Genomic DNA, 24,573 nt, shown 5'->3' with positions numbered 1-24,573 from the left:
ACTATCCGCGCACGGGTGCGAAGCGCCCTTCATCTAGTATCTATGTTGTGTCTATGCAGCCGTCGGCCTCGGAACTCGCCTACCTGACCGTCAAGGAAATGATCGTCAGCGGCGAGTTGCCCGGTGGCGAGCTGGTCAGCGAGGGCGACATCGCGGGTCGGATGGATGTCAGCCGCACCCCCGTCCGAGAGGCGTTTCTCCGTCTCCAGGTCGAAGGGTGGATGCGGCTCTATCCCAAGCGTGGCGCTCTCGTCGTCCCCATCGCGCCCGGCGAGGCCGAGCACATCGTGTCTGCACGCAGGCTCGTCGAGTCCGGGAGCGCGCGAGAGGTCGTCGCCGACGAACGCGCTCGCACGGAGCTCGTACGACAGCTTCGGGCGAGTCTGATTCGCCAACGCGAGATCGCGGCGACCGGGACCGCAGCCGAGTTCAGCGCTGCAGACGCAGATTTCCACCGACTCATCGTCCGGGCAGGCGGAAACCCGCTGCTGGACGCGTTCTACGACAGCCTTCGCGAACGACAGCGACGGATGACGACGCATTCGATCTCCCGTGATCCGGGGCAGATCGAGCAGATCGTCGACGACCATGCGCAGCTTGCCGGTCACATCGAGGCAGGCGACGCCGACGGATTCGCGTCGGCCGTCGACAGCCACATGCGCCGCGTGCACCGGCTGAACGAAGGAAGTACTTCATGACACTCACGAAGGCCACCACGGAGACCAGGACGGCCAAGTGGCTCCTCGTCGCGGCAGGCATGTTCGCCGTCGCGTGGGGAGGCAACGAATTCACACCGCTGCTGGTGATGTATCGACTCGAACACGGCTTCTCGGCGGTCACCGTCGACACGTTCCTGTTCGCGTACGTCATCGGGATCGTGCCGTCGCTGCTCATCTGCGGACCATTGTCCGATCGACTCGGTCGACGGCCGGTGATGCTGCCCGCCCCGGCGATCGCGGCGGCCGGTTCCATCCTGATCGCAATGGGTGCCGATCATGCGGGCCTGCTCTTCGGCGGGCGCGTGCTCAGCGGTGTGGCGCTCGGTATCGGCATGGCCGTCGGTGGAAGCTGGATCAAGGAACTGTCGGCGCATGAAGCTCCGGGAGTCGGTGCTCGTCGTGCGGCGATGAGCTTGACGGCCGGGTTCGCGCTCGGCGCCGGCGTCGCAGGCGTTCTGGCGCAGTGGGCGCCGTGGCCGACGCATCTCGCGTACCTCGTGCACGTCAGCATCTGCGTCGCCGCGGGAGTCGGGATGATGTCGGTGCCCGAAAGTCGTCCGGCTGTTCCCCGCGCGGAGCGAAAGAGTCTCGTTCAGGACCTGAAAATCCCGGCTGCGGGTCATCGCCGGTTCCTTCTGGTCGTGGTTCCGTTGGCGCCCTGGGTCTTCGGCGCGGCGAGCGTCGCATATGCGGTGTTGCCGTCGCTGATGGCCGACCGAAGCGGTGGCCACCCGATCGCGTTGTCGGCGTTGATGTCGGTGATCGCGCTCGGCGCTGGATTCGCGATCCAAGCCGTCGGCCGCAGAATCGACACCCCGAATGCGGCGCGCGGTGCCCTCGTCGCGCTGACGATCCTGGTCGTCGGCATGCTGCTCGCCGCGTGGGCCGCGTCGATCCTCACCGTCGCGGCTGCGTTGATCGCGGCAACCGTGCTCGGATGTGGATACGGCATGGCGCTCGTCTCGGGACTGCAAGAGGTGCAACGCATTGCGGGCCCGGACGATCTTGCCGGTCTGACGGCTGTCTTCTACTCGTTGACCTACCTGGGCTTCGCGGTTCCGGCGATTCTGTCCGCGCTCACGGAGGAATGGCCGGGCGTCGTCACCTACCCCGCGATCTTCGTCGTCGGTGCCATCATGGCCGGGGTGTGCTGGGTGTTCGTGCGCACTCAGTCGACCTCGCACCTTCCGGCCGGGGAGTAGGCCTCACGAAAATCTACCCTCCTGTTGTGCGCTTCTGAAGTCCAAAACCGCACAACAGGAGGGTAAATTTCGGCCGGGGCCGGGGCCTGGGCTACGGAAGTGCAGGCAGTTCGGTCCGATTCAGCCACTCGTCCCACAGCGTGCGCGGGCAGCCGTACCGCGAGGCAAGGTCGGTGAAGTCGGCGGTGCTCACGGTCGAGTACCGGTACTTCGACGTCCACTCCTGGATCAGCGGGAAGAACTTGTCGTCGCCGACGGTGCTCCGAAGTGCATGCAGCGCAAGGGCTCCGCGCTTGTAGACACGGTCGTCGAACATCTTGGCCGGACCGGGATCGCCGAGCACGAGGTCCCGCGGTAGGCCCCGCTGCATGGTGTGGACGCGTCGCGCCTTGTCCCGTGCACTCGTGCCGCCGGAGTTCTCGGCCCAGATCCACTCCGAGTAGCAGGCAAAGCCCTCGTGGAGCCAGATGTCCTTCCACTTGCCGAGCGTCAGGCTGTTGCCGAACCACTGATGCGCGAGTTCGTGTGCGACCAGTCGCTCGAAATACCGTGTGCCCGAACAGTGATTGGCGCCGAAGATCGACAAACCCTGTGCCTCGATGGGTATTTCGAGGTCGTCGTCGGTGACGACGACGGTGTACGCCGCGAACGGATAGGGCCCGTAGAGGCGAGTGAACGTGTCCATCATCTCGGTCTGACGACCGAAGTCGTGCTCGAAATTCTGCTTCAACCGCGACGGGAGAACAGCTTTCATCGGAACCGAGCTACCGCTGATGGCGTGTGCCGAGTACGGACCGATCTGCACCGTCGCGAGATAGGTGGCCATCGGTTCGGGCTGCTCGTACACCCATGTGGTGCGGCTGGCGCGCGTCTGCTTGCTGACGAGTGTGCCGTTGGCGACCGCGTAGTACGGCGAGTCGGTGGTGATGGTGATGCCGTAGCTGGCCTTCGAGACCGGGTGGTCGTCGCACGGAAACCACGACGCGGCCCCGTTCGGCTGACTCGCGACGATCGACCCTTCGGTCAGCTCGTCCCAGCCGACCTCACCCCAGAACCCGTTGATGGGCTTCGGAGTTCCGCCGTATTGGATCGTGACGACCAACGCTGCACCCGACGCGATCGGCTTGGCAGGGGTGATCTTCAGTTTGTCGCGGTGTTGGCTGAACTTGACCGACCGCGAACCGTTGACCGACACCTTGGACACGCGCAGTGCAGGTCCGAGATCGAACGCGAACTTCGACAGCGTCGCCGTCGTGACCGCGGTGATCTTCGCCTTGCCCGCGAGACGGTTGCTCTCGACCTTGTACTCCAGATCGAGTTCGTAGCGCGACACCCGATAGCCACGATTGCCGTTCTGCGGCAGGTAGTCGTCGATCGGCGCATCGGAGGAATCGATGTCGAACGTCGGCGTCACGAGCTTCGATGGAACGAACTTCACTCGCTCACCTCAGCGGCGGGGATGATCCGCGAGAACGGGTCGCCCTTCGCCCACGGTGCGATCGGGTTGCCCTGCCAGCGGGTATGCGCGGGCACGGTGTCGCCGCGCATCACGAGCGACGCGGGCCCGACCGTCGCGCCGTCGCCGATGCCTGCGGCGGGCAGGGCGACGCAATGCTGGCCCAGTGTCGCTCCTCGTCCGAGTGTCACGCTGTCCATGCTCATGATCCGATCATGGAACAGGTGGGTTTGCACAACGCAGCCCCTGTTCACGGTGGCACCGTCGTCGAGAGTCACCAGATCCGCCTCGGGAAGCCAGTAAGTCTCACACCAGACACCCCGACCGATCTTCGCACCGAGCCAGCGCAGCCACATGTTCAGGACGGCCGTTCCCTCGGCTGCGCGCGCGAACCACGGCGCGGCGACGGTTTCGACGAACGTGTCCGCGACCTCGTTGCGCCACACGAACGAGCTCCACAGTGGGTGCTCGACCTTGTCGATGCGGCCGACCCAGACCCACTTCGCGGCTGCGGAAATCGCCGCGGCGACCGCACCTGCGACCAGCAGCACGACGCCGCTGAGCAGCGCGGCGAGCCAGTAGCCCACGGCGTCGGCGATGGCGGTCAGTCCGAACAGCACGCCCAGGCCGATCCCGAACGTGACGACGACCGGAATGAGGCGGCACGTCTCGACGAGCGCACGGGCCATCTTCAGCTTGCGCGGCGGATCGAACGTCCGGGAGCTGTCGCCTCGGCCGGCTGCACGACGCAGACGCACCGGCGGGCTTCCGAGCCACGACGAGCCCGACTTCGCCTTGTCCGGTGTCGCGGACAGCACGGCGACGAGGCCGTTCTTCGGAACGGTACGGCCGGGGCCGGTCATACCCGAGTTGCCGAGGAACGCGCGCTTGCCGACCTTCGCGTCGCCGAGGTGCATCCAGCCGCCACCGAGCTCGTAGCTCGCGACCATCGTGTCGTCGGCGAGGAATGCGCCGTCGGCGACGGTCGTGAACTTGGGGATCATCAGCACGGTCGACGCCTCGACGTCCTTGCCGATCTTCGCGCCCAGCAGTCGCAGCCAGTGCGGTGTCAGCAGCGACGCGTACAGCGGGAACAGGAACGTCCTGGCGGAGTCCATCAGGCGTTCGGTGGCCCAGACCTGCCAGCCGATACGGCTGCGCACCGGGTGGTAGCCCTCGGTGAGGCCGATGCTGAGGAGCCGGACCGCGGCAAGCGTGATGACCGCGAACGTGCCGAGCGACACGAGGGTCGCGACGGGCAGCATGATGGCCGCTCGGCCGATGGCTTCACCGATCGAGGTGGCAGTGTGCAGCCACCAGCCCATCAGCACGAGCGAGACACCGATCGAGAAGATGGCCATGCCCGACAGGAACAGCGACGCGACGCCGTAGGCCAGCATCCACTGGATTGCGCGCGGGGGAGTCTCGTCGGGCCAGGGGTGCTCGGCCTTGCCGACCTTCTGGGCGGGCGAACCGGCCCACAGCTGACCGGCCTTGACCTTGCCGACGACGGCCGAGCCGGCGCTGACCACCGCGTTCTTGCCGACGGACGTTCCGGGGAGAAGCGTCGAGCGAGCGCCGACGGCAGCTCCCGCGCCGATCTTGATACCGCCGATGTAGACGAGGTCGCCGTCGATCCAGTGACCGGTGAGATCGACCTCCGGTTCCACCGAGCAGCCGTCGCCGAGTTCGAGCATGCCGGTGACCGGCGGAAGCGTGTGCAGGTCGACGCCCTTGCCGACCTTCGCGCCGAGCGCACGGGCGTAGTAGACCATCCACGGTGCTCCGGACAGGTTCGACGCCCCGCTGGCGTCGGTCAGACGCGTCGCTGCCCACAGCCTGATGTGAGCGCTGCCGCCGCGACTGTAGGCGCCGGGTTTCAGGCCTGCCAGCAGGATTCGCGAGCCGACGACCGAGATCGCCATGCGGCCGACCGGCGTGATGAACAGGACGAACGCAACGAGGATCCACCACCACGACACCGTCGGCGCCCACGGGACCTCGGCGAACCACGACATGACGTTGAACAGAATCCCCAGCCATGTGACCCACTGCAGGCCGGTCAGCGTCGTCAGCGGAACGGTCGCGGCGATCTGCGCCCACTGCGCCGTGCGTGACGTCGGTTCGACCTCACGCGGCACGACCTCGACCGGCGGTTTCAGCTCGTCCAGATATCGGGCGAGTGAACCGAGCCGTGGGTGGTCGTACAGCTGGGCGACGGTGATCTCGGGGAACCGCTCACGCAGTGCCGTCACCAACTGGGCAGCGGACAACGAGCCGCCGCCGTTCTGGAAGAAGTCGGCGTTCTCGTCGGTCACCTGAGCGCCGAGGATGTTGGTCCACAGCTCGGCGACCCAGCCGGCAGTGCCTTCCAGCGCCGACGCGTCACCGAGCCCCGGCAGAGGCCAGGGCAGCGCGTTCCGGTCGACCTTGCCCGACGTCCGCGTCGGCATCTCCTCGACGAGCGCGAGCCGCGGAACGAGCGCAGCCGGGAGCTGCTCGGACAGCAGCGTCCGCGCCGCATCGAGGTCGAAATTCTTGTCGGTGCTGGCGAGATAACCGACCAGCACCGAGTTGCCCGCACCCGTCTTGCGGACCGCGGCCGCCGCACCGGCGACGCCGGGGAGAGCCTGCAGCGCGTTGTCGATCTCGCCGAGCTCGATGCGTCTACCGCCGAGCTTGATCTGGTCGTCGGCGCGGCCCTGGAACAGCAGGCCCTCGACTTCGAGCTTGACGAGGTCGCCACTGCGATAGGCGCGTTCCCACCCGAGCGTCGGCATCGGGGCGTACTTCTCGGCGTCCTTCGCCGGGTCGAGATAGCGCGCGAGGCCGACACCGCCGATGACGAGTTCACCGACCTCGCCGACGGCAACCGGCTGGCCGGACGCGTCGACGACGGCGAGATCCCAGCCGTCGAGTGGCAGGCCGATACGAACCGGACCCTTGCCGTCCATGATCGACGCACACGCGACGACGGTGGCCTCGGTGGGTCCGTACGTGTTCCAGACCTCGCGACCGTCGACGGCAAGGCGTTCGGCCAGCTCGGGCGGGCACGCCTCGCCGCCGAAAATCAACAGTCGGACGGCTTCGAGCGCGACAGCGGGCCACAGAGCTGCGAGCGTCGGGACGGTCGAGACGACCGAGATGTCACGGGAGACGAGCCACGGTCCGAGATCGAATCCACTGCGGACGAGCGAGCGAGGTGCGGGAACGAGACACGCGCCGTGACGCCACGCGAGCCACATCTCCTCGCAGGACGCGTCGAACGCCACCGACAGACCTGCCAGCACGCGGTCGCCCGGGCCGAGGGGATCGTCCTGCATGAACATCCGCGCTTCGGCGTCGACGAATGCAGCGGCGTTGCGATGGCTGACGGCGACGCCCTTCGGCGTACCCGTCGAACCCGACGTGAAGATGACCCAGGCGTCGTCGTCGGGGCTCGGGATGGTCAGGGTGTCGGGGAGGGGAATGTCCTGCTTGTCGGCCGTACCTGCGGCGATGCCGCCCGCCGTCACGACCGCGGTCACCTTGGCCTCACCGAAGACGAGCTCGGCGCGCTCGTCGGGGTCGTCGGCGTCGACGGGCACGTACGCGGCACCGGCGTTCAAGATCGACAGAATCGCGACGTACAGCGAGAACGAGCCCGACGGCATCCGGACGCCGACGCGGTCGCCGCGTCGAACTCCCGCCCTGGCCAGCCACTGCGCGCCCTCGTCGATGTCCTCGAGCAGCTCGCGGTAGGTGATCGACGTGCTTCCGTCGTCGATCGCCATGGCGTCGGGATGCTGCGACGCCGTCGACCGCAGGACGTCGATGAGAGTGCGCTCACGAGGAGCGCGATCTCCGCGCAGAAATTCGGCAGGTATGGCCGCAGACGCCTGCGTCTTCGTCGATTCCGATCGTGATTCCACAGACAACCGGGTGTTCCTCTTCTCGAATCGTCAACGTGATTTGTGGGTCGTTATCTCATGTTGGGTTTGCCAGAAGGTGAACGGCTGCATGGTCGAGACACCGGGCGAAGTTTACTCGGGTGGTGCGACTTCGCCCCACAGGTTTCCTACCTGCCGGGTTGACAATGACGAGAGTCGTTTGCCATTCTCAGTTCAGGTCATGAGTACCAGCGCAAAGCCCCGGCTCGCTGGTCGGCAACCCTCCTCCGCGGTGGGGTGCTCCGGGTGACGACCTGGCCGACGCCGGAGAACCGGTGCGGCAAGCGCGGACTCGAACGCCGTATCGGCGTGGGTCCCCGAACGTCAAGGGGATAATTGTCATGACTGCTGTTCTCGAGAAGACCTGTGCACCGTTCGCTGCGGTCAGCGGCGCGAACGTGCAGGTCCCGCTCGTCGACGGAACCACCTGCAGCTACGCGAACTTCGACTACGCGGCCAGTGCACCTGCGCTCGCCGAGGTGTCCGCGCGAATCGAGGAGCTGCTGCCGTTCTACTCCAGCGTGCACCGCGGCGCCGGATATGCATCGCGGGTCTCGACGGCCGCATACGAGAAGGCTCGGGTGACCGTCTCCGAATTCGTTGGAGCGCAACAGGATTCCGTCGTGATCTTCACGCGGAACACCACGGACTCGCTGAACCTTCTCGCTGGCTGTGTCCCGGGAGACACCGTCGTGCTCGACATCGAGCACCACGCGAACCTGTTGCCGTGGAACGGGCGTCGCGTCGTCGCCGCAGCGGACTCGGTCGCCGAGACCGTTGCGCGCATCGACGCGGAACTGCAGACGAAACCCGCTGCGCTGCTTGCCGTCACGGGAGCGTCGAACGTCACGGGCGAGGTGCTGCCCATCCGTGAACTCGCGACGCTCGCGCATCGGCACGGTGCTCGAATTCTCGTCGACGGTGCCCAGTTGGTGCCGCATCGCCGCGTGAATCTTGCCGACCTGGGCGTCGACTACCTCGCCTTCTCGGGCCACAAGCTGTACGCGCCGCACGGTGCGGGTGTCCTCGTCGGCAGGCGTGACTGGCTCGACGCCGGTGAGCCCTACCTGGCCGGTGGTGGCGCGGTACGTCGCGTGACCACGACGTCGACCGACTGGGCTCCGTCGCCCGCGCGTCACGAGGCCGGGACCCCGAACGTGCTCGGCGTCGTCGCGCTCGCAGCTGCGTGCGAGGCGATCACGGCGTACGAGGCGGCAGGTGCCGTCGACCACGAGCGTCGTCTGTGCACTCGGCTCCGCGACGGGTTGGCCGGAATCGACGGAATTCACCTTCTGTCGGTGTGGAACGACGCTCCGGACAGTGTGGGCATCGTCACATTCACACTCGACGGGTACGGCCCGGGCGAGATCGCCGCGTACCTGTCCGCCGAACACGGAATCGGCGTGCGCGACGGCAAGTTCTGCGCCCACCCGTTGCTGCAGCGACTCGGTTACGCAGGCGGTGCCGTGCGGGCCAGCCTGGGGCTCGGTAGTTCCGACGCCGACGTCGACCGCCTCGTCGACGCCGTCGCGCAGCTGGCCTCGTCCGGCCCCTCGTGGGTCTACGAGGAGGACAACGGATGGTGGAACCCGGTGCCCGATCCGCGCCCGTTCCCGGCGATCGCCGATGGCAGCGCAGGCGTGGGATCCCCGTGCGCGAACGGAGAGGTTAGCATCGGGTCATGACAGCAAATGTCGTGTCGCAGGGCCGATTCTGGCGCGACAGGTACGTGGATCTGTGCCGCACGGCCTCCGGGTCTTGTAGGCGCTCGGGTAGGACCTAGGCAACCTTCCCCTGCTTCCACGACAGGACATCTCATGTCGAACACTTCACCCGTACGCGTCGCCGTCGATCACGCGGGCACCTGGACCGAAATAACCGACGCCGTTCCGACCGAGGCGGTAGCCCGCATCGTCGCCGCAGACCTTCGTGAGGGCCAACAGGCTCGCACGGCGTTGCGCTCCGATGCAGTGACCGCAGGCAAGGATGCCGACAGCGTCGCAGTCTTCCTCGACATCGAGTTCCACATCGCCGACGACGCCAGGACCGCGCGTCGTGAGTTAGCGGCGTTGGACGTACCCGCCGTTCCCGGTTCCATCCGGTACGTCGGAACCGCTGCAGGTCTGGCGGGGCTCGTCGCCGACGTGAAGGCCGCCGAGGTGGCCGACGGTGTCACCCTCGTCGCAGTCGGACCGGAGGCGCGCAACCTGGCCGACGTCGCAGCGGGCGTCGTCCCGTGGTTGGAGGATCGCGGCGTCGCGTTCCAGGTCGACGGCCTCATCGCAGCGACGGGTGCGGTGCCGTCGGCACGTGAACTCGCGTCCTGAGCGCGACTGACTGCACACGATCGGCCCGAATCGACGGATAACCTCCGATCCGGGCCGATTCTGTGCACTGAGTTGCGCAGTCAGGTCACATCCACGGCGAGGCCCGCCGTGATGCGTAGCAGCTCCTTGAAGGTCGTCCTGAAGATCGTGTTCGGATGCCCTGCCGCAGCCCACAATTCGGGGTACTGGGACAGCGACTCGTCGATGTAGGTAGCCAGGTTGGTGGGGTGCCCGACGGGCGCGATGCCGCCGATCGGCTGATCCGTCGCCAATTTGACGAGATCGAGCGGTGCGCGCTGCAGCGTGCCGCCCAACCGTTCGCCGGTGGCGTTCGAGTTCACCTGATGGGCTCCGGACACCAACAGCAGCACCGGGTCGTCGTCGAGAAGGAACACCAGAGACTTCACGATCGCGCCGACGCTCACGCCGAGCGATTCCGCCGCCGCTTCTACGGTCGATGTGGGTTCGGGCGAGGTGACGACCACCCCGTGATGCCCGCGCGAGATCAGGATGTCGGCGACATGCGCCGCGTTCGGGTGGAGAAGCCGGGGCATCTTCCAAGAGTATTGCCAGTCGAGCAACTCCGCAGGCGCAAAGGGCGACCCATCAATCGAGGCGGGAGTGGAGCCTGCGCAATGAGCCATCAATCGAGGCGGGAGTGGAGCCTGCGGAATGAGCCATCAATCGAGCAGACCCCCGAACAGTCGCAGGCGTGCCATGCCGCCGTCGGGGTAGATGTCCATCCGTACCTCGGAGACGGGCTCGGCGGCGTCCAGGACGAACCGGTGACGGGTGTCCGGCTGCAGACGAGTCCGGGGGAGCAGCTCGATCCATTCCCCGTCGCCGAGACGGCCTTTCAACGACGCCGCGCCGGGGGCATTGCCGAGAAAACAGGATGTGTCGAGTTCGGCCAACCGGACGGTACCGGTTCCTGCGAGCATGACCTGAACCCAGTCGTTCGCGTCGTTTCGCCGGCGGGACGTCTCCCAACCCTCGCCCATCGATCGCGGCGGGCCGGGGAACAGCAGGTTGTTCGGCGAGCTGTAGAACATGTTGGAGCACGCGGACACGTAGCCGCCGTTCTCGAGCGCCGCCAGGTCGAACGGGCCCGCAGCGAGAAAACGCGGGTCGGGACGTCCGCGGCCCAGAACACGCAGCCGTGCGACGCCACCGTCGGGGTAGATCGACAGCTTCACGTGCGTCCAGCGGTCGGAGGACTCCACTTCGAACCGGTTCTCGGTGTCGCCGTTCACGGGGCTCCGCGGAACGATGGTCATCCACTCGGCGTCGTCGTACAGTTCCTGGCCCGACGGGAAGCCCTCTACCGCCGCGGCCTCGACGGAGATCTCGGGCGGGTAGTTACCGGTGAACCACGCGGTGTCGACGACGACTGCATCGACGACGCCCGGTGCGCCGAGACGCACGATGGCCTCGTCGTATCCCGCTTCCCGACGCCGACGCGTCTCCCAGCCGTCGTATATCTGTCCCTTGTGTCCGAAGGTGGCCTTGGAGAAGTCGGCCTTGCCCGGGGTGATCAGATTCTCCTTCTCCGCGAACGTCTCGTCGTTCGCCCAGACGACGGCACCGCCCAGCGTGCGAACGGCGAGGTCGGGCAGGGGAAGGGGGAACGTGGCCGTCATACTCGTGAGAATAAGCGAAGACTCCCGGCGGATTGAGTCGAAGCGCATCGGGTACTCGCGAGACATGACTGCTCAGAACCCCGAACCCGACGACACCGCTGGCCTCGAACCCGGTGGTGGCGTCGCTCCAGGGGACACTCCTCCCGTCGAGACCGGCGTCGGGGGACCCAATCACGAACCTCCTCAACGTGGATTGGCCCTACCGGTCGTTTTCCTCGGAATCGTCGCGCTCCTCGTGATCCTCGTCGTCGCATTCTTCGTCGGCCGAATCGCCGGTCTGTTCTAGCAATGTGATCAGTGCCGACGTCAATCCTCCCCTCCAACACAGAGTTTCGTGCCCACCGTCGAATTCGTGGTAGTCGACGGTGACGCCACGTGCGCGCAGCATTGTCGCGACGTGGTGGTTGTGTGCCTGCATGTCGCCCTCGTGAACTCCGACGTCCATGACGACCCGTATCGGCAGTGCGTCCGACGATGCGGTGAGCATCTCGGCGACGCGTCCGCCGAGGGGCCCGCGCACGCCTCGGTGCGACATGACCGGCCACCAGAACGACCCGGATTGGCTTGCGACAAGGCCGAATCGGTGTGGGAACTCCAGGGCAGCGAACAGCGATGCGAGGCCGCCGAAACTCTGCCCGGAGACGACGGTTCGACGCGGATCGCCTGTGAACGACGCCTCGTGCGCCGCGAGTGGGATCAGTTCGTCGACGACGGCCTCCCAGAACGGGCGGTGACAAGGCAATTCACGACTGCGCATGTCCCCGTCGCCGGAATCGACGAACAGGATCACCGACGGTGGCAGTGCGTCGTCGCGCACCGCGGCGTCGAGCACCGGAGTCAGCGGTGCCTCGTCGATCCATCGTCTTCCGTCGAGCACGATGACCAGCGGTCGCTCGGAGGAAACCCCGTGGCCGACGGTCTCGTGAATCCAGACGTCGCGTGAATTACCGAGAGAACCGCTGTGCCACCGTAGTTTTCGAGGTGTCGAACCGAGAGTGGTGTCGTCGTTCCACCATCGTTGAACGGGCGCGTCGGGCATCTCCGCGATCGATCCACGGCCGAAGCGTCGGACGTTGTTCTCGTCGGGGACGGCATGCTCGAGTAGGCCGAGGAAGCGAGTGCGGACACCCTCGCGTGTGGCGGCGACACCCGGCGGATCCAACGTACGAACGACCTCCTCCGCGACGGGCATGAAGCAGTAGGTCCCGCGCCACGTGCGGGTGATCTCGGTGCTCCAGAACCAGATTCCGCTGTCGTCCACCTGTGTCATGTCGGTCAGGTCTTCGGCGTGGTGGTCGGTGAGCGAACTCGCGTCGAAGTAGACCCTGAAGGGTTTCGTCGCTGCATCTCTCCACAAGAAAGTCACCCGGACCCGGCTGTCGCCCGAGGCCTCGATGCGCGGAAGTCCCGCTCTCGATACGCCCGCCCAGAACACGTCTTCCGATCCGGCAGCGATCAACTCGGTGCGCAATTGCGACTCCACGTCCTCTAGCATGAGGCAAGCCTAACCTCCGGTCGAAAGGGTGTTCTGACGTGTTCGGAAGAAGAAGCGGTCTGGTGCGTACCGCGGCGGTACTGGCGGTCGCGGCCGTAGGTCTCGCCGGTTGTAGTTCCTCGGAGGGGCCGGACGCGGCGGACGCGCAATCGTCCACGAGCGGTGACGCGAACTGGCCACGGACGGTCGACACGGAACAGGGCCCGGTGGAGATCCCGGCCGCACCGGAGCGGATCGTGTCGACGTCGGTCACGTTGACCGGCAGTCTCCTCGCGATCGATGCACCCGTCGTGGCGAGCGGTGCGACGTCACCCAACACGGACGTGGCCGACGAACAGGGATTCTTCACCCAGTGGGGCGACATCGCGGCCGAGCGCGGCGTCGAACCGCTGCCGTCGGCAGACATCGACATCGAGCAGATCGTCGTCCAGGATCCCGACCTGATCGTGGTCTCGAAGACCGGCGCGGATTCCGCGATCGAGCTGTACGACCAGCTGAGCCAGGTCGCCCCGACGATCGTCGTCGACTACGGCAACAAGACGTGGCAGGACGTCGCCACCGTCCTCGGCGAGGCGACGGGACACGAGTCCGACGCCGCGGACGTCATCGCGACGTTCGGCGACACCGTCGAGGCCGCGAGAGAAGCGATCGCTCTGCCGCCACAGCCGACGACCGCGCTGGTCTACAACGGCGCCGAGTCCGCGAACGTGTGGACCGGCGAGTCGGCGCAGGGCAAACTGCTGGTCGACCTCGGGTTCACCCTCGCCGAGATGCCCGACGCCGTCCTCGGCGACACCAGCATGGGTGCGCGCAAGGACATCGTCTCCGTTTCGCCCGAGAATTTCAGCCGCGCGTTCACCGGTAACACGGTCGTGCTCGTCAGCGCGGACGAGTCCGACGTGGCTGCGTATGTCGCCGATCCGCAACTAGCACAGTCGCCTGCCGTCACCGGAGGCCACGTCTACGACGCGGGCCTCGACAGCTTCCGGCTCGACTACTACAGCGCGACCAACGTCGTCGAACGCTTGCAGGCGCAGCTAGTCGCGTAGGTCAGTACGGAGGCCAACCGCCCTCGGGGCCCAGGAGTTTCTGCAACCGAGTGCGGTTGACCTTCGCCAATTCCCGCCGCAGCATCGCCGCGTCGATCCCGGTCATCGACGGACAGGTCGACGCGAGCGCATCGACGTCGGCATCGGACAGCTCGCCCAGTTCGAGATCGGCCCGGGTGAAGAACTCGGCGTACGAGCCGTATGCGCGTCCGTCCGCCACGTGCGACGCCCACGTCACCGAGCAGCAGCACTCGAAGAGTGCATGTACCGCCTTGTGACGCGGCAGGTCGTTGAACACGTCCAATCCAAGACCCTGATGCATCATCATGGATCGATCATGAGCCGCGACAGCGGCCACCTCCAGCGGTTCCGCACGGTGTTAGCGCAGGCGTTACGCGGCGTAACACAGCCTGACCTCGTCGCTGTGTCCTCCATTAGGCTCGCCCTATGACGGAACAGAGCTGGAAGGCATTCTCGGTGGAAGTCTCCGACCACGTGGCGGAGGTGACGCTGATCGGTCCCGGCAAGGGCAACGCGATGGGTCCGGATTTCTGGAGCGAGTGTCCACAGCTGTTCACACAGCTCGACGCCGATCCGGAGGTTCGTGCGATCGTCCTCGCCGCGTCGGGAAAGCACTTCACGTACGGGCTCGACCTCGCTGCGATGGGCGGTGAGTTCGCGCCGCTGATGGCCGACAAGGCGCTTGCGGGCCCGCGCACCACGTTCCACGACACGATCAAGCGGATGCAGCTGGCTACCAACGCCGTCGCCGACTGCCGCAAACCCGTCGTCGTCGCGGTACAAGGCTGGTGCATCGGCGGCGGACTCGACCTGATCAGCGCCGCAGACATTCGCTATGCCAGCGCCGACGCCAAGTTCAGCGTGCGCGAGGTCAAGGTCGCGATCGTCGCCGACATGGGGTCGCTCGCGCGGCTTCCCGCGATCATCGGCGATGGTCACGTGCGCGAACTCGCGTTGACGGGCAAGGACATCGACGCCGCGCGTGCAGAGAAGATCGGGCTCGTGAACGACGTGTTCGACGACGCCGACGCCGTGCTCGCCGCAGCTCGTGCCACCGCGGCCGAGATCGCCGCGAATCCGCCGCTCGTCGTCCAGGGTGTGAAGACGGTGCTCGACCACTCCCGCTCCGCGGCCGTCGACGACAGTCTTCGCTACGTCGCGGCATGGAACGCGGCATTCCTCGCGTCGAACGACCTGACCGAAGCCATCACCGCGGTCTTCGAGAAGCGTCCCGCGAAGTTCACCGGGAGCTGAGAGAAGTGGAATACGCCGAAGAGATCGGGAGCCAGCTGGTCCGACTTCAGCGCATCCGCGAGCGCAAACTCGCGCAGCTGAAGGACGCGTCGGGCGGCGTCGAAGGCGCAGCGTTCGTCTGCCTGTTCCGGTTGTTGACGGACGGCCCGATGCGATCGAGCACGCTGGCTGCGATGGTCGACTCGGATCCGTCGACGGTCAGCAGGCAGGTGGCTCAACTCGTCGACCGTGGCCACGTCGAGCGTCTTCGCGACGAGACCGACGGCCGAGCGTACGTTCTGGCCGTCACGGACTCCGGACGGGAAATCGCGCGTCGCATTCAGGAGCGGCGTACCGCCAACCTCGCACGCGTCATCGAAGACTGGTCGGGCGACGATCGTGCTCGCCTGGTCGAGCTGTTGGACAGATTCCTGACAGACTGGGAACGCGTCAAGCCCGATTTACAGGCGGTGCGTGAACGGTAGAGTCCGAAGCTCGCGTTCTGTGTTGTCGGACATCGATGTAGTGGCAGCGTCGGTGTCGTCGAAAACGCCGGTGAGGGGGCGAGATGCCAGGAATGCTGGGTCGGTGGACACCGGGACCGCTGCGCATCCTGGAAACGAACACCCCCGCGACGAGGCTCGAGCGCAGAGTGGGCCTCGGAATCGCGGTCCTCGTTCCCTTCTTCGCCGTCATCGGCACGATCGTCCTGTTCTCGCAGGAAGGTCCGGGCTCGACCGGGAGGCGGATACTGTGCGGCATCGTGCTGGCGTCGACGATCCCGGTCGGCGCGTGGTGGCTGCGTCGCGGCATCCGCGTCGCACGCATGCCGGGATGGTTCGTGTTCTATGCCGACGTCGGCGTCGCGATCGTGCTGTTCACCTTCACCTCTCGCGGATTCGCACTGGCTGTCACGTCGCTGTTCGCCGTCATCGGCACCTATATCGCGTACTTCTCGAGTCGGCGGGTGCTGCGGGCGCATGCCGTCTTCGTCAGCATCGTGATTCTCGTGCTGTCCGTGGCAACGTACCTCGAACGCGAGCAGGATCTGTCAGCCGTCATCGCGCAGACGCTCGTCGCGCTGCTCGTCGTCAACTCCGTCATCGCGTTCCGCGCGGTCATCAAGACGCAGCTCGACCTCGCCAACACGGACTCGCTGACGGGCCTGCTCAACCGACGCGGTTTCGATCTTCGCCTCGAACGTCTGCTGTGCGATTGCTCGGCGGGTCAGACCGTCGTGCTGGCGGTCGTCGACCTCGATCGGTTCAAGAACGTCAACGACACCTACGGTCACGCGGCAGGCGATCGAGTGTTGAAAGCGACGGCCGAGCGTCTCGCCGCAGCAGCGCCGCGGAGAGCATGTGTGGCCCGAACGGGCGGTGAGGAATTCACGGTTGCGTCGGTGATGACACCGCCGGACGCACTGAACATGGCCGAACGGATTCGGGCGGCACTCGCGCGCATCCAGAACGAGATACCGGTGACGGGAAGCGTCGGCGCCTCACTCATCTCGGCGGACGCGTGGCGGACATTGCACGCCGACGAGGCTGCGGAAATGGTCCACGCCGCGCTGCTCAAAGCGGACACGGCGATGTACGAGGCCAAGCGGTCGGGCGGCAATCAAGCGAGGGTGTTCACCGGATGAGTCTCGAACCCACCCGGTGAGACCGTCTCAGCGCAGCGCGCTCTTCGGGTCGTTCCACAGCTGATCGGTGAAGTCCTCGAGCGCGACGAGCACGACGGTGTCCTCGGCCCGTCGCAGAATCGACTTGCTGGCCCGCACCTGCACGACATCGCCGGACTTGTCGGTCATTCGCCACAACGAATCGGCGCGTGTCGCGACCGTCGTCAGGAACATGTCCGCGACGTTGACTCCCTCGGGAGCCCGATCCGGGAAGATGTCGTGCAGGTGGAAGTCGGCCCGTTCGGAACGGTCCGTGCCGAACAATTCGTCGAACGCCTCGTTCGCGAAGACGATGGCACCGCTCGGATCGACAGCGAGGATCGGGACCGGAATGCGGTCGAGGACGACCGTGACCGGCAGATCGGGGAATTGCGCCGGATCGGAAATGGGCCGCGAATCGGCATTGCGTCGCTCGCCGCTTCCGCCGACGGCGCTACCGACCGAATTGCTGTCCGTCATGTCTCTCCCCACCTGATCCCTTTCGTGCCGAGCCGGTATTCGACTCAGTGCTCCGGATTGTCCGCCAAACGCTTGAAGGACGCAGCGATTTCGGCTTCTGCCTCTGCGCGACCGACCCAGTCGGCCGCCTCGACATGCTTGCCCGGCTCGAGGTCCTTGTAGTGGACGAAGAAGTGCTTGATCGCGTCGAGCTCGAACGTCGAGACGTCGGAGAGGTCCTGGATGTGATCCCAGCGCTTGTCGCCTGCCGGAACGCACAGGATCTTGTCGTCGCCGCCTGCCTCGTCGACCATCTTGAACATCGCGACCGGGCGAGCCTCGACGATGACGCCGGGGAACACGGACTCGGGCAGCAGAACGAACGCGTCCAGAGGGTCGCCGTCCTCGCCGAGCGTGCCTTCGATGAAGCCGTAGTCGGCCGGATATGCCATCGCCGTGTACAGGTAACGGTCGAGGCGAACGCGGCCACTGACGTGGTCGACCTCGTACTTGTTGCGCTGTCCCTTGGGGATCTCGATGGTGACGTCGAACGGCACGTGCAGCCCTCGCTCTTCTCTTCGTGTCGTGCGTCATGGGCGACGCATGATGCTTCGCGGCGCAAGCGTACCGGACCCAGGGATACTGTTGGATGAACTGCCGACCGGCAGAGCTCGAAGCAGATGGAGGAATGTTGGCGGGCCTGACCAAGCGAATTCTCGGTCCCACCGCCGGCCGGCGACGACGGCGGACGCGCGTCCTCCTGATACTCGTGGCCGTCGTGATCGTGGCAGCAGGCGGGGTCGCGGTCGCGGCAATAGTCCCGACGACGTCCGACGCGGTGTCGGACACGGAGACGGCCCCCGAGCCCGACGCCGTCATGCCGGTTCCGTCGATCGTTCCGTACCCGGACACCGCGCCGATACCGACGCAGGCCGCTCTGACCGCGGCCTTGGCTCCCGTCGTCGGATCGCCCGATCTCGGTTCGTTCACCGGCGTCGTCGCCGACGCCGTCAGCGGTGACGTGCTGTGGTCCTCGTCGCCCGATACGCCGATGACCCCGGCGTCGACGACGAAGGTGCTGACGGCGGCGGCCGCGATGCTGGCTCTGCCTCAGGAACACCGCGTGACGACGAAGGTCGTCAAAGGCGCGGCGCCGGGGGAGATCGTGCTGATCGCGGGAGGCGATCCGACGCTCACCGCGCAGCCCGTCGGCACCCCGGGCTTCTACCCGGGTGCGGCGCGGATCGACGACCTCGTCGAACAGATCTCGAAGGCGGGCACTCCGGTCGACAAGATCGTCGTCGACACGTCGATTTACAACGGGTCGACGATGGCGCAGGGCTGGTTCGCGCCCGACGTCGCCGCCGGGTACATCACACCGATCGAACCGATCATGCTCGACGGCGGACGTTCCGTTCCGGCCGAGGACGAGTCACCGCGTAGCGCCGAACCGGCACTCGACACCGGTCGTGCCCTCGCGCGCGGGCTCGGTATCGATCCGGCTCGTGTGTCGATCGGCACGGCCGCGCAGGGCGCAGATCAGGTGGCGAGTGTGCAGTCGGCGCCTCTGCGCGATCGTCTCGGCCAGATGCTCGGCCGTTCGGACAACGTTCTCGCCGAAGCGATCGGGCGCGAGATCGCCATCGAGACGAACGCGCAGGCGTCGTTCCAAGGAGCGATCGACTCGATCGGACAGACGCTGTTCTCGGCCGGCTACGACCTCGACGGCGTGGAACTGCACGACACGAGCGGCCTGTCGGTCGACAACCTGATTCCGGCGCGGCTTCTCGACGAGATCATGACGAGCGCCGCCGGATCAGGGAAGGCCGAACTGCGTCCGATGCTCGACTACCTGCCGATCGCCGGTGCCACCGGAACCCTGTCCGACCGCTACGCCAGCGCCGATCGCGTCGGAGCCGGTTGGATCCGCGCCAAAACTGGCACACTGTCGACAGCGAGTGCGCTTGCCGGCTTCGTCGTCGACGTCGACGGCAGAACACTGACGTTCGCGCTGATGTCCAACGATCGTCCGCCGGAGATCAGCAGACCTGCGCTCGACGCGGTGGCGTCGACACTGAGGATGTGTGGTTGCCGATGACAGAGCTACAAGACAAAACAGTGGTACCTGCATGAGCGATCGCGACGCGGAGAGCTCGTCGGGCTTCGGCTCGTCGGTCGACTGGGCACTCGCGGCCAGGACCGGCGCCACACTGGCCCCGAAGGAACCGTCGACGTCTCGCTACACCGCGGACGCCGTGGTCACCGAGCTCGCCGACGCGTCCGTGCGAGCCGAGGGGCCGGTGCGCGAGACCACCGGACTCGCCGACGGCCTTCCTGTCCCGCAGGCACGCATCGTCGATCGGGCCGGCTGGATCGACGCGGCCGCGTCGTCGATGAAGCATCTGACCGGTGAGCCGGACTCCGAGCCGTCGGGACTGCTCGCAGGCAAGCCCGCGGGCCTGCAGGCGGGTGCGATGCTGGCGTTCCTGTCCAGTGCGATCCTCGGCCAGTACGACCCGTTCACCGGTGAGCACGGGACGCTGCTGCTCGTCGCGCCCAACGTCATCGCCGTCGAACGCGCACTGCGCGTGCCGCCCAGCGACTTCCGGCTGTGGGTCTGCCTGCACGAGGTGACCCACCGTGTCCAGTTCTCGTCGGCGCCGTGGCTCGGCGACTACATGCGTGGTTCGGTGGCGGTGCTGTCGGACGGTGTCGACGAGCCGATGAGCCAGTTCGCGAACCGATTGACCGAGGCGTTGAAGAACCGGCGACAGTCCGACAGGGCCGAGGATGCAGGCATCGTCGGCCTGCTGCGTGCCACGCAAGCACCCGAGCAGCGTGACGCCATCGATCGACTGCTCGTGCTCGGCACGTTGCTCGAGGGCCACGCGGACCACGTCATGGACGCGGTCGGACCCGCCGTGGTGCCCGCGGTCGCCCAGATCCGCAGCGCCTTCGACGGTCGACGTCGGCGCAAGACCAACCCGTTGCAGCGCATCGTCCGCGCATTGCTCGGCATCGACGCCAAGATGGCGCAGTACGTGCGCGGCAAGGCATTCGTCGACCACGTCGTCGGCAAGGTCGGCATGGCCGAGTTCAACCGAATCTGGACCGATGCGACGACGCTGCCGAAGCTCGACGAGATCGAAGATCCCGACCGGTGGATCGCTCGCGTCCTGGCATGACACCGGTCGCGCCGCTGCCCGAGGGCCCTGCGATCCTCGAGGTTCGGCATGCGGTTCGCGCGTGGATCAGGTCGTGGCCGGGTCCGGTTGCCGTTGCGTTGTCCGGAGGCGCGGATTCGTTGGCGCTCACCGCTGCGGCCGTCGCCGAGGCGTCGTCGGTGCGCGCTCTCGTCGTCGACCACGGGCTGCAACCCGGGTCGAAGGATGTCGCCGACGCGGCCGCAGCCACCGCGGTGTCGCTCGGATGTGCGGACGCGACGGTGTTGCCGGTGCGCGTCGATCGCGTCGGTGGCATGGAGGCGGCCGCTCGGCGCGCGCGGTACGCGGCGCTCGACGAGGCACGGGACGGCGCGAACGTTCTCGTCGCCCACACCCTCGACGACCAGGCCGAGACGGTGCTGCTCGGACTCTCACGGGGGTCCGGACCCCGGTCGATCGCGGGTATGGCCGACTGGGACGAGCCGTGGGGTCGTCCGCTGCTCGGAGTCCGCCGGTCGGTGACGCGGGCGGCGTGCGAGGAACTCGGTCTGACGCCGTTCGAGGACCCACACAACGTCAGCAGCGACTTCACCCGCGTCCGGCTGCGGCTCGAGGTGCTTCCGCTGCTCGAAGACGTTCTCGGCGGAGGCGTCGCACCTGCGTTGGCGCGCACTGCTGCTCAGCTGCGCGAGGACGCCGCGGTGCTCGACGACCTCGCCTCGGAACTCCTCGCGTCGGCGCGTGCGGGCGACGAACTCGACGTGACGGCCATCGCGGACCGCCCCGCTGCGCTGCGACGCAGGGCAGTTCGCGTGTGGTTGCACGAGGTCGGCGCACACTCGTTGTCCGACAGGCAACTGCGAACCATCGACGACCTGATCGTGCGGTGGCGAGGCCAAGGGGGAGTGGCGGTCGGCGGAGGACCGGCAGGTGCGAGGTTGGTGGTGCAGCGTCGACATGGCAGGCTTGGAGCAGAGCTCGAATGGAGTCTGCTGTGATTCCGGCCGGTCCGAGAAACAGTGAACGAACCTATGAAGGGATGCGCCGTGTACGAGGGCGATATCGAGTCAGTTCTCATCTCCGAGGAGCAGATCAGGACGCGCACCGCCGAACTGGCGGAGGAGATAGCGAAGCGATATCCCGAAGGCAGCCCCGAAGGGGATCTGCTGCTCGTCGGTGTCCTCAAGGGCGCCATCATGTTCATGACCGATTTCGCGCGTGCCCTGCCGATCCCCACGCAGCTCGAATTCATGGCTGTCAGTTCGTACGGCTCGTCGACGTCGTCGTCCGGCGTCGTGCGCATTCTCAAGGACCTCGATCGCGACATCAACGGCCGTAACGTCCTGATCGTCGAGGACATCATCGATTCCGGTCTGACGCTGTCGTGGCTCAAGCGAAACCTGGCGACGCGCAACCCTGCGTCGCTGTCGGTGGTCACGCTGCTGCGCAAGCCCGACGCGATCAAGGTCGACGTCGAGGTCGCCAACGTCGGCTTCGACATTCCGAACGAGTTCGTCGTCGGTTACGGCCTCGACTACAACGAGCGCTACCGCGACCTGCCGTACATCGGCACCCTCGACCCGAAGGTCTACGGAGGCTGAGCGTTCAGCTGTCCATCGACACCGCGCGTCGCAGCGCACGCAGGTCGCTCTCGAGGAGTCGGAAGATCGAGTACGACACGACGAACGCGGCGATACCGCCGACGCACATGACACGCACGACGCCGATGATGTCCGGAATGTCCTCGGCGGGAACGAAAGTGAGTCCTGCGACGGCGACGAGAGGTATCGACGCGGCCACCGCGAGATAGACGACGCTCCGACGGTCAAGTGCGTGAAGTCGTCGGACGTCCTCGCTGTCGGCGTGTCCGTACGGCAGCAGCGACGGGTACAGACATCGAATCGTGAACAGCGACACCAGAAAGAACGGGTACGCGGTCGCCATCGCGCCGCACACGCCGAGCGACGCGAAGAAGTGCACGTAGGCCTTCGTCGGCACCGCGCCCGCGGCGATCTGCAACGACACCGGATAGGCCACGGCGGCAACGATCCACAGACCGAGGCACACCGCGACGACGCGGTCCGCGACGAGCAGGGTGTCGGCCCTGGTCCGTGCAAGCCGCTCCTCCGACACGGCCCGTCCCGCGCGCAACACATGCGGCACCGAGATGATGCGACGTCCGCAGTACACGATCATCACGAGGCCGAGCGGCCAGGCGATGCCGTTGATGACCGTGCTGACCGCTTCGAATCTGTCCTGGGCCACCTCGGACAGATCGCTGATGATGAGCGCCTTGTTGTGCTGATAGTTGTAGACCGCGGCGATCACATTGGGGATGCCGATGGCCGCCGTCATCACCGGAACGGTGAACGGGCGAATGCGAAACCGCGCACTCGACGGGGGAGGGTCGACGAGACCGCGAGCGTGCGCGTCGAGACACAGGTCGAACTGCTGCGCCAGTTCTCGTCCCGTCGGCCATCGGTCGTCCCGGTTCGCGGCCAGACACCTCAGCAGGACGCGTCGCAGCGTCGTCGGACAGTGCGGCGGTAGCGAGGACAACGCGTCGTCGGCGACGCCCGCCAACCGCATCCCGAGCAGGCCGTCGATCGTGGTTCGGTCTCCCGCCGTCGACCCGACGTCCGTGTCGTCGAACGGCTTCACGCCGGTGAGCAATTCCCACAGCACGACGCCGAGCGAGTAGAGGTCGCTACGAGTGTCGAGATCCTCTGCGCGACCGGGCAAGCCGGGATGGCACGCTTCCAACTGTTCGGGCGACATGTAGGACAGCGAGCCGCCGAAGTACGCAACCGGACTGTCGCCCTTGACGTTGTCGCTGAAGCTGATGTTGAAGTCCGCGAGCTTGGGGACGCCTTCCGCGGTCAGCAGTACGTTGGCCGGTTTGATGTCGCGGTGCAGGACGCCGCGATCGCCCGCGTAGTTCAGTGCCTCGGCGAGCCGCCTGCCGATCCAGGCCACTGTCTCCGGCCAGGTGAGCGTCGAAAGGTAGTGGCGCACAGTCGAATCGGTGGGACGCAGCCCGCCTTTCATCTCGATGGCGGCGTCGATGGCGTCGAGCAACGTCTGTCCCGAACGCTCGGAGGGCGGGATCTTCCTCGTTCGGTGCAGCACGTCGAGCAGCGTCCCGCCCGGCAGGTACTGCATGTAGAGGAGCCGCAGCTTCTTCTCCGGCAGTATCCGTTGATCGAAGACGCGCACGATGTAGTCGTGATCGAGCTACGCTAGTGTCTGCGGCTCGCTACCGCGATCCTCGGAGATCTTGACGGCGACGACGCGTTGCATCGATCGCTGGCGTGCGAGAAACACCCGCGCGAACGCGCCGCGTCCCAGCCCCATCAGAAGATCGAAGTCGTCCAGCCGGTCCCCGTCGTCGAGATCTTCCAGCTCGTCCCTGGTCCGTGGGTGGGTCCACGACAGATCGGCGGTGAACGACCCGGCCGCAGCGGTGGCGGTGGCGGCAGCGGCCTGCGTCGCGTCCGGAACCGCCCGGGCGTCGTGGGTATCGGTCGGTTCGCCCGACGTCGTGTTCAGCAGCTCGGTCAACTCGGACGCCTGATGGGGATACGCGGCGACGTACTCGCGCGGTGACACCGCGTCACCGCCCTGGCGCCTGATGCAGAACTCCTCGTAGATCAGCCCGGGCGGCAGAGACGCGCGATCGAGTTGGAACTCGGTGCAGTACTCCGGCAGGCGCTTGGGCAGACGAGCGCGCAGCCAGCGTTCCTGCAGGTCTATCGAGATCAGTTGCATCAGCCAGCCGCGTCGGGCCGCGTCGGAATCGGGGAGGAACGACGCCAGGTCGGGAGGAGTCGCCCGGTCGGTGGCCAGTGCCACCGTCCAGGCGGCGCGGAACGGGCCACCCACGTCGACCGGGGAATCGAACAGCGGTGTCTGCAACGTCCGGGATTCGTCCGATGCGGCCGGGACGCTCTCCTGATTCACGGTGACTCGGTCCGAGCCTGGCTGCACGGTCACTACCATAGACCTGCTCACGGTCTATCGTGCCGTTTGAACGAGACGCCGTCGGGGTCGGGGAACCTCAGGGGTAGGGGGAACGTTGTACAACGCAGAAGCGCGCTGCGTCGTCGGGCGGTTCGAGACGTATCGGCCCAGCACTGGGCACCTGATGCACTTCGGGCCCGTGTCGGAAGTACGCGGTAGCCTTGAGCATCCGGTAGCGGCCGGACGCCGCTCATCG

The 24,573-nt window shown here is 66.6% G+C and carries 21 protein-coding genes, 1 pseudogene and 1 riboswitch; of the genes and pseudogenes, 13 read left to right on the top strand and 9 right to left on the bottom strand.

What is annotated here, in order from left to right; all coding sequences use genetic code 11:
• The first annotated feature begins 53 nt into the window (after window positions 1-53).
• Entirely contained in the window at window positions 54-698 is a 645-nt protein-coding gene (locus RhoFasB10_RS18015; RefSeq protein WP_068423254.1) for a GntR family transcriptional regulator, read from the top strand.
• Complete coding sequence (locus RhoFasB10_RS18010; RefSeq protein ID WP_068423252.1) at window positions 695-1,921, top strand: MFS transporter; 1,227 nt, start codon at window positions 695-697, stop codon at window positions 1,919-1,921. The genes RhoFasB10_RS18015 and RhoFasB10_RS18010 overlap by 4 nt, the downstream gene beginning before the upstream one ends.
• Window positions 1,922-2,012: 91 nt before the next feature.
• Here the strand turns inward: RhoFasB10_RS18010 and RhoFasB10_RS18005 are convergent, their stop codons facing one another.
• Both RhoFasB10_RS18005 and RhoFasB10_RS18000 read right to left on the bottom strand, forming a co-directional pair.
• Window positions 2,013-3,359 carry a M1 family metallopeptidase gene (locus RhoFasB10_RS18005; RefSeq protein ID WP_068423250.1) on the bottom strand — a complete coding sequence of 449 codons (1,347 nt, stop codon included), beginning with the start codon at window positions 3,357-3,359 and terminating at the stop codon, window positions 2,013-2,015.
• Complete coding sequence (locus RhoFasB10_RS18000) at window positions 3,356-7,294, bottom strand: Pls/PosA family non-ribosomal peptide synthetase (protein ID WP_068423248.1); 3,939 nt, start codon at window positions 7,292-7,294, stop codon at window positions 3,356-3,358. The genes RhoFasB10_RS18005 and RhoFasB10_RS18000 overlap by 4 nt, the downstream gene beginning before the upstream one ends.
• Before the next feature lie 189 nt (window positions 7,295-7,483).
• A riboswitch (SAM riboswitch) is annotated at window positions 7,484-7,599 on the top strand.
• 48 nt (window positions 7,600-7,647) lie between these two features.
• Here RhoFasB10_RS18000 and RhoFasB10_RS17995 point away from each other — a divergent pair.
• Window positions 7,648-8,991 carry an aminotransferase class V-fold PLP-dependent enzyme gene (locus RhoFasB10_RS17995; RefSeq protein WP_167677743.1) on the top strand — a complete coding sequence of 448 codons (1,344 nt, stop codon included), beginning with the start codon at window positions 7,648-7,650 and terminating at the stop codon, window positions 8,989-8,991.
• A 132-nt stretch (window positions 8,992-9,123) separates the two neighbouring features.
• Window positions 9,124-9,633 (top strand): hypothetical protein, encoded by a 510-nt coding sequence (locus RhoFasB10_RS17990; protein WP_167677741.1) that lies wholly within the window; start codon window positions 9,124-9,126, stop codon window positions 9,631-9,633.
• A gap of 80 nt (window positions 9,634-9,713) precedes the next feature.
• Here RhoFasB10_RS17990 and RhoFasB10_RS17985 read toward each other — a convergent pair whose 3' ends face one another.
• Both RhoFasB10_RS17985 and alc read right to left on the bottom strand, forming a co-directional pair.
• A complete protein-coding gene (locus RhoFasB10_RS17985) occupies window positions 9,714-10,187 on the bottom strand; it encodes a YbaK/EbsC family protein (RefSeq protein ID WP_167677739.1) in 474 nt (157 codons plus the stop codon).
• A gap of 126 nt (window positions 10,188-10,313) precedes the next feature.
• Entirely contained in the window at window positions 10,314-11,273 is a 960-nt protein-coding gene (gene alc, locus RhoFasB10_RS17980) for an allantoicase (RefSeq protein ID WP_068423240.1), read from the bottom strand.
• 64 nt (window positions 11,274-11,337) lie between these two features.
• Here alc and RhoFasB10_RS26435 point away from each other — a divergent pair, with 64 nt between their 5' ends.
• Window positions 11,338-11,559 (top strand): DUF6480 family protein, encoded by a 222-nt coding sequence (locus RhoFasB10_RS26435; protein ID WP_084423609.1) that lies wholly within the window; start codon window positions 11,338-11,340, stop codon window positions 11,557-11,559.
• Here RhoFasB10_RS26435 and fes read toward each other — a convergent pair.
• Window positions 11,473-12,768: an enterochelin esterase gene (gene fes / locus RhoFasB10_RS17970; RefSeq protein ID WP_084423608.1), complete on the bottom strand. Its 1,296-nt coding sequence runs from the start codon at window positions 12,766-12,768 to the stop codon at window positions 11,473-11,475. The genes RhoFasB10_RS26435 and fes overlap by 87 nt on opposite strands.
• Before the next feature lie 38 nt (window positions 12,769-12,806).
• Between fes and fepB the strand changes: the two genes are divergently transcribed.
• The gene (fepB, locus tag RhoFasB10_RS17965) at window positions 12,807-13,817 is read left to right on the top strand and encodes a Fe2+-enterobactin ABC transporter substrate-binding protein (RefSeq protein WP_167677737.1); all 1,011 of its coding nucleotides are present in this window, start codon (window positions 12,807-12,809) and stop codon (window positions 13,815-13,817) included.
• A gap of 1 nt (window position 13,818) precedes the next feature.
• On the opposite strand, the gene RhoFasB10_RS17960 is transcribed toward fepB, so the two are convergent.
• The gene (locus tag RhoFasB10_RS17960; protein ID WP_068423233.1) at window positions 13,819-14,145 is read right to left on the bottom strand and encodes a 2-oxo-4-hydroxy-4-carboxy-5-ureidoimidazoline decarboxylase; all 327 of its coding nucleotides are present in this window, start codon (window positions 14,143-14,145) and stop codon (window positions 13,819-13,821) included.
• Window positions 14,146-14,264: 119 nt separating this feature from the next.
• On the opposite strand from RhoFasB10_RS17960, the gene RhoFasB10_RS17955 reads away from it, so the two are divergent.
• The 3 genes from RhoFasB10_RS17955 to RhoFasB10_RS17945 all read left to right on the top strand — a co-directional run bounded on the left by RhoFasB10_RS17955 (window position 14,265) and on the right by RhoFasB10_RS17945 (window position 16,716).
• Window positions 14,265-15,092 (top strand): crotonase/enoyl-CoA hydratase family protein, encoded by an 828-nt coding sequence (locus RhoFasB10_RS17955; RefSeq protein ID WP_167677734.1) that lies wholly within the window; start codon window positions 14,265-14,267, stop codon window positions 15,090-15,092.
• Between the two features lie 5 nt (window positions 15,093-15,097).
• Window positions 15,098-15,556, top strand: a complete 459-nt coding sequence (locus tag RhoFasB10_RS17950) for a MarR family transcriptional regulator (RefSeq protein WP_243636926.1) — start codon at window positions 15,098-15,100, stop codon at window positions 15,554-15,556.
• An 83-nt stretch (window positions 15,557-15,639) separates the two neighbouring features.
• Window positions 15,640-16,716, top strand: coding sequence for a GGDEF domain-containing protein (locus RhoFasB10_RS17945; RefSeq protein ID WP_167677729.1), 1,077 nt, complete (start codon window positions 15,640-15,642; stop codon window positions 16,714-16,716).
• A 27-nt stretch (window positions 16,717-16,743) separates the two neighbouring features.
• Here RhoFasB10_RS17945 and RhoFasB10_RS17940 read toward each other — a convergent pair whose 3' ends face one another.
• Both RhoFasB10_RS17940 and RhoFasB10_RS17935 read right to left on the bottom strand, forming a co-directional pair.
• Window positions 16,744-17,214 carry a PAS domain-containing protein gene (locus RhoFasB10_RS17940; protein WP_068423227.1) on the bottom strand — a complete coding sequence of 157 codons (471 nt, stop codon included), beginning with the start codon at window positions 17,212-17,214 and terminating at the stop codon, window positions 16,744-16,746.
• A gap of 44 nt (window positions 17,215-17,258) precedes the next feature.
• The gene (locus RhoFasB10_RS17935) at window positions 17,259-17,750 is read right to left on the bottom strand and encodes an inorganic diphosphatase (protein WP_068423225.1); all 492 of its coding nucleotides are present in this window, start codon (window positions 17,748-17,750) and stop codon (window positions 17,259-17,261) included.
• Window positions 17,751-17,881: 131 nt separating this feature from the next.
• On the opposite strand from RhoFasB10_RS17935, the gene dacB reads away from it, so the two are divergent.
• Genes dacB through hpt form a run of 4 tightly spaced genes read left to right on the top strand, consistent with a single transcriptional unit; the run spans window position 17,882 to window position 21,958 of the window.
• Window positions 17,882-19,291, top strand: a complete 1,410-nt coding sequence (gene dacB, locus RhoFasB10_RS17930; RefSeq protein WP_167677769.1) for a D-alanyl-D-alanine carboxypeptidase/D-alanyl-D-alanine-endopeptidase — start codon at window positions 17,882-17,884, stop codon at window positions 19,289-19,291.
• Window positions 19,292-19,322: 31 nt separating this feature from the next.
• Entirely contained in the window at window positions 19,323-20,378 is a 1,056-nt protein-coding gene (locus RhoFasB10_RS17925; protein WP_167677727.1) for a zinc-dependent metalloprotease, read from the top strand.
• Window positions 20,375-21,355: a tRNA lysidine(34) synthetase TilS gene (tilS, locus tag RhoFasB10_RS17920; RefSeq protein WP_167677725.1), complete on the top strand. Its 981-nt coding sequence runs from the start codon at window positions 20,375-20,377 to the stop codon at window positions 21,353-21,355. The genes RhoFasB10_RS17925 and tilS overlap by 4 nt, the downstream gene beginning before the upstream one ends.
• A gap of 48 nt (window positions 21,356-21,403) precedes the next feature.
• The gene (gene hpt, locus RhoFasB10_RS17915) at window positions 21,404-21,958 is read left to right on the top strand and encodes a hypoxanthine phosphoribosyltransferase (protein ID WP_068423317.1); all 555 of its coding nucleotides are present in this window, start codon (window positions 21,404-21,406) and stop codon (window positions 21,956-21,958) included.
• 4 nt (window positions 21,959-21,962) lie between these two features.
• Here the strand turns inward: hpt and RhoFasB10_RS17910 are convergent.
• A pseudogene (locus RhoFasB10_RS17910) lies at window positions 21,963-24,356 on the bottom strand (serine/threonine-protein kinase).
• Window positions 24,357-24,573 lie beyond the last annotated feature (217 nt).

Source organism: Rhodococcus sp. B10, assembly GCF_011770055.1.
GTDB classification, from domain to species: Bacteria; Actinomycetota; Actinomycetes; order Mycobacteriales; family Mycobacteriaceae; genus Rhodococcoides; species Rhodococcoides kyotonensis_B.
The sequence above is the reverse complement of the archived record's forward strand: the minus strand, read 5'-3'. Positions and strand labels throughout refer to the sequence as shown.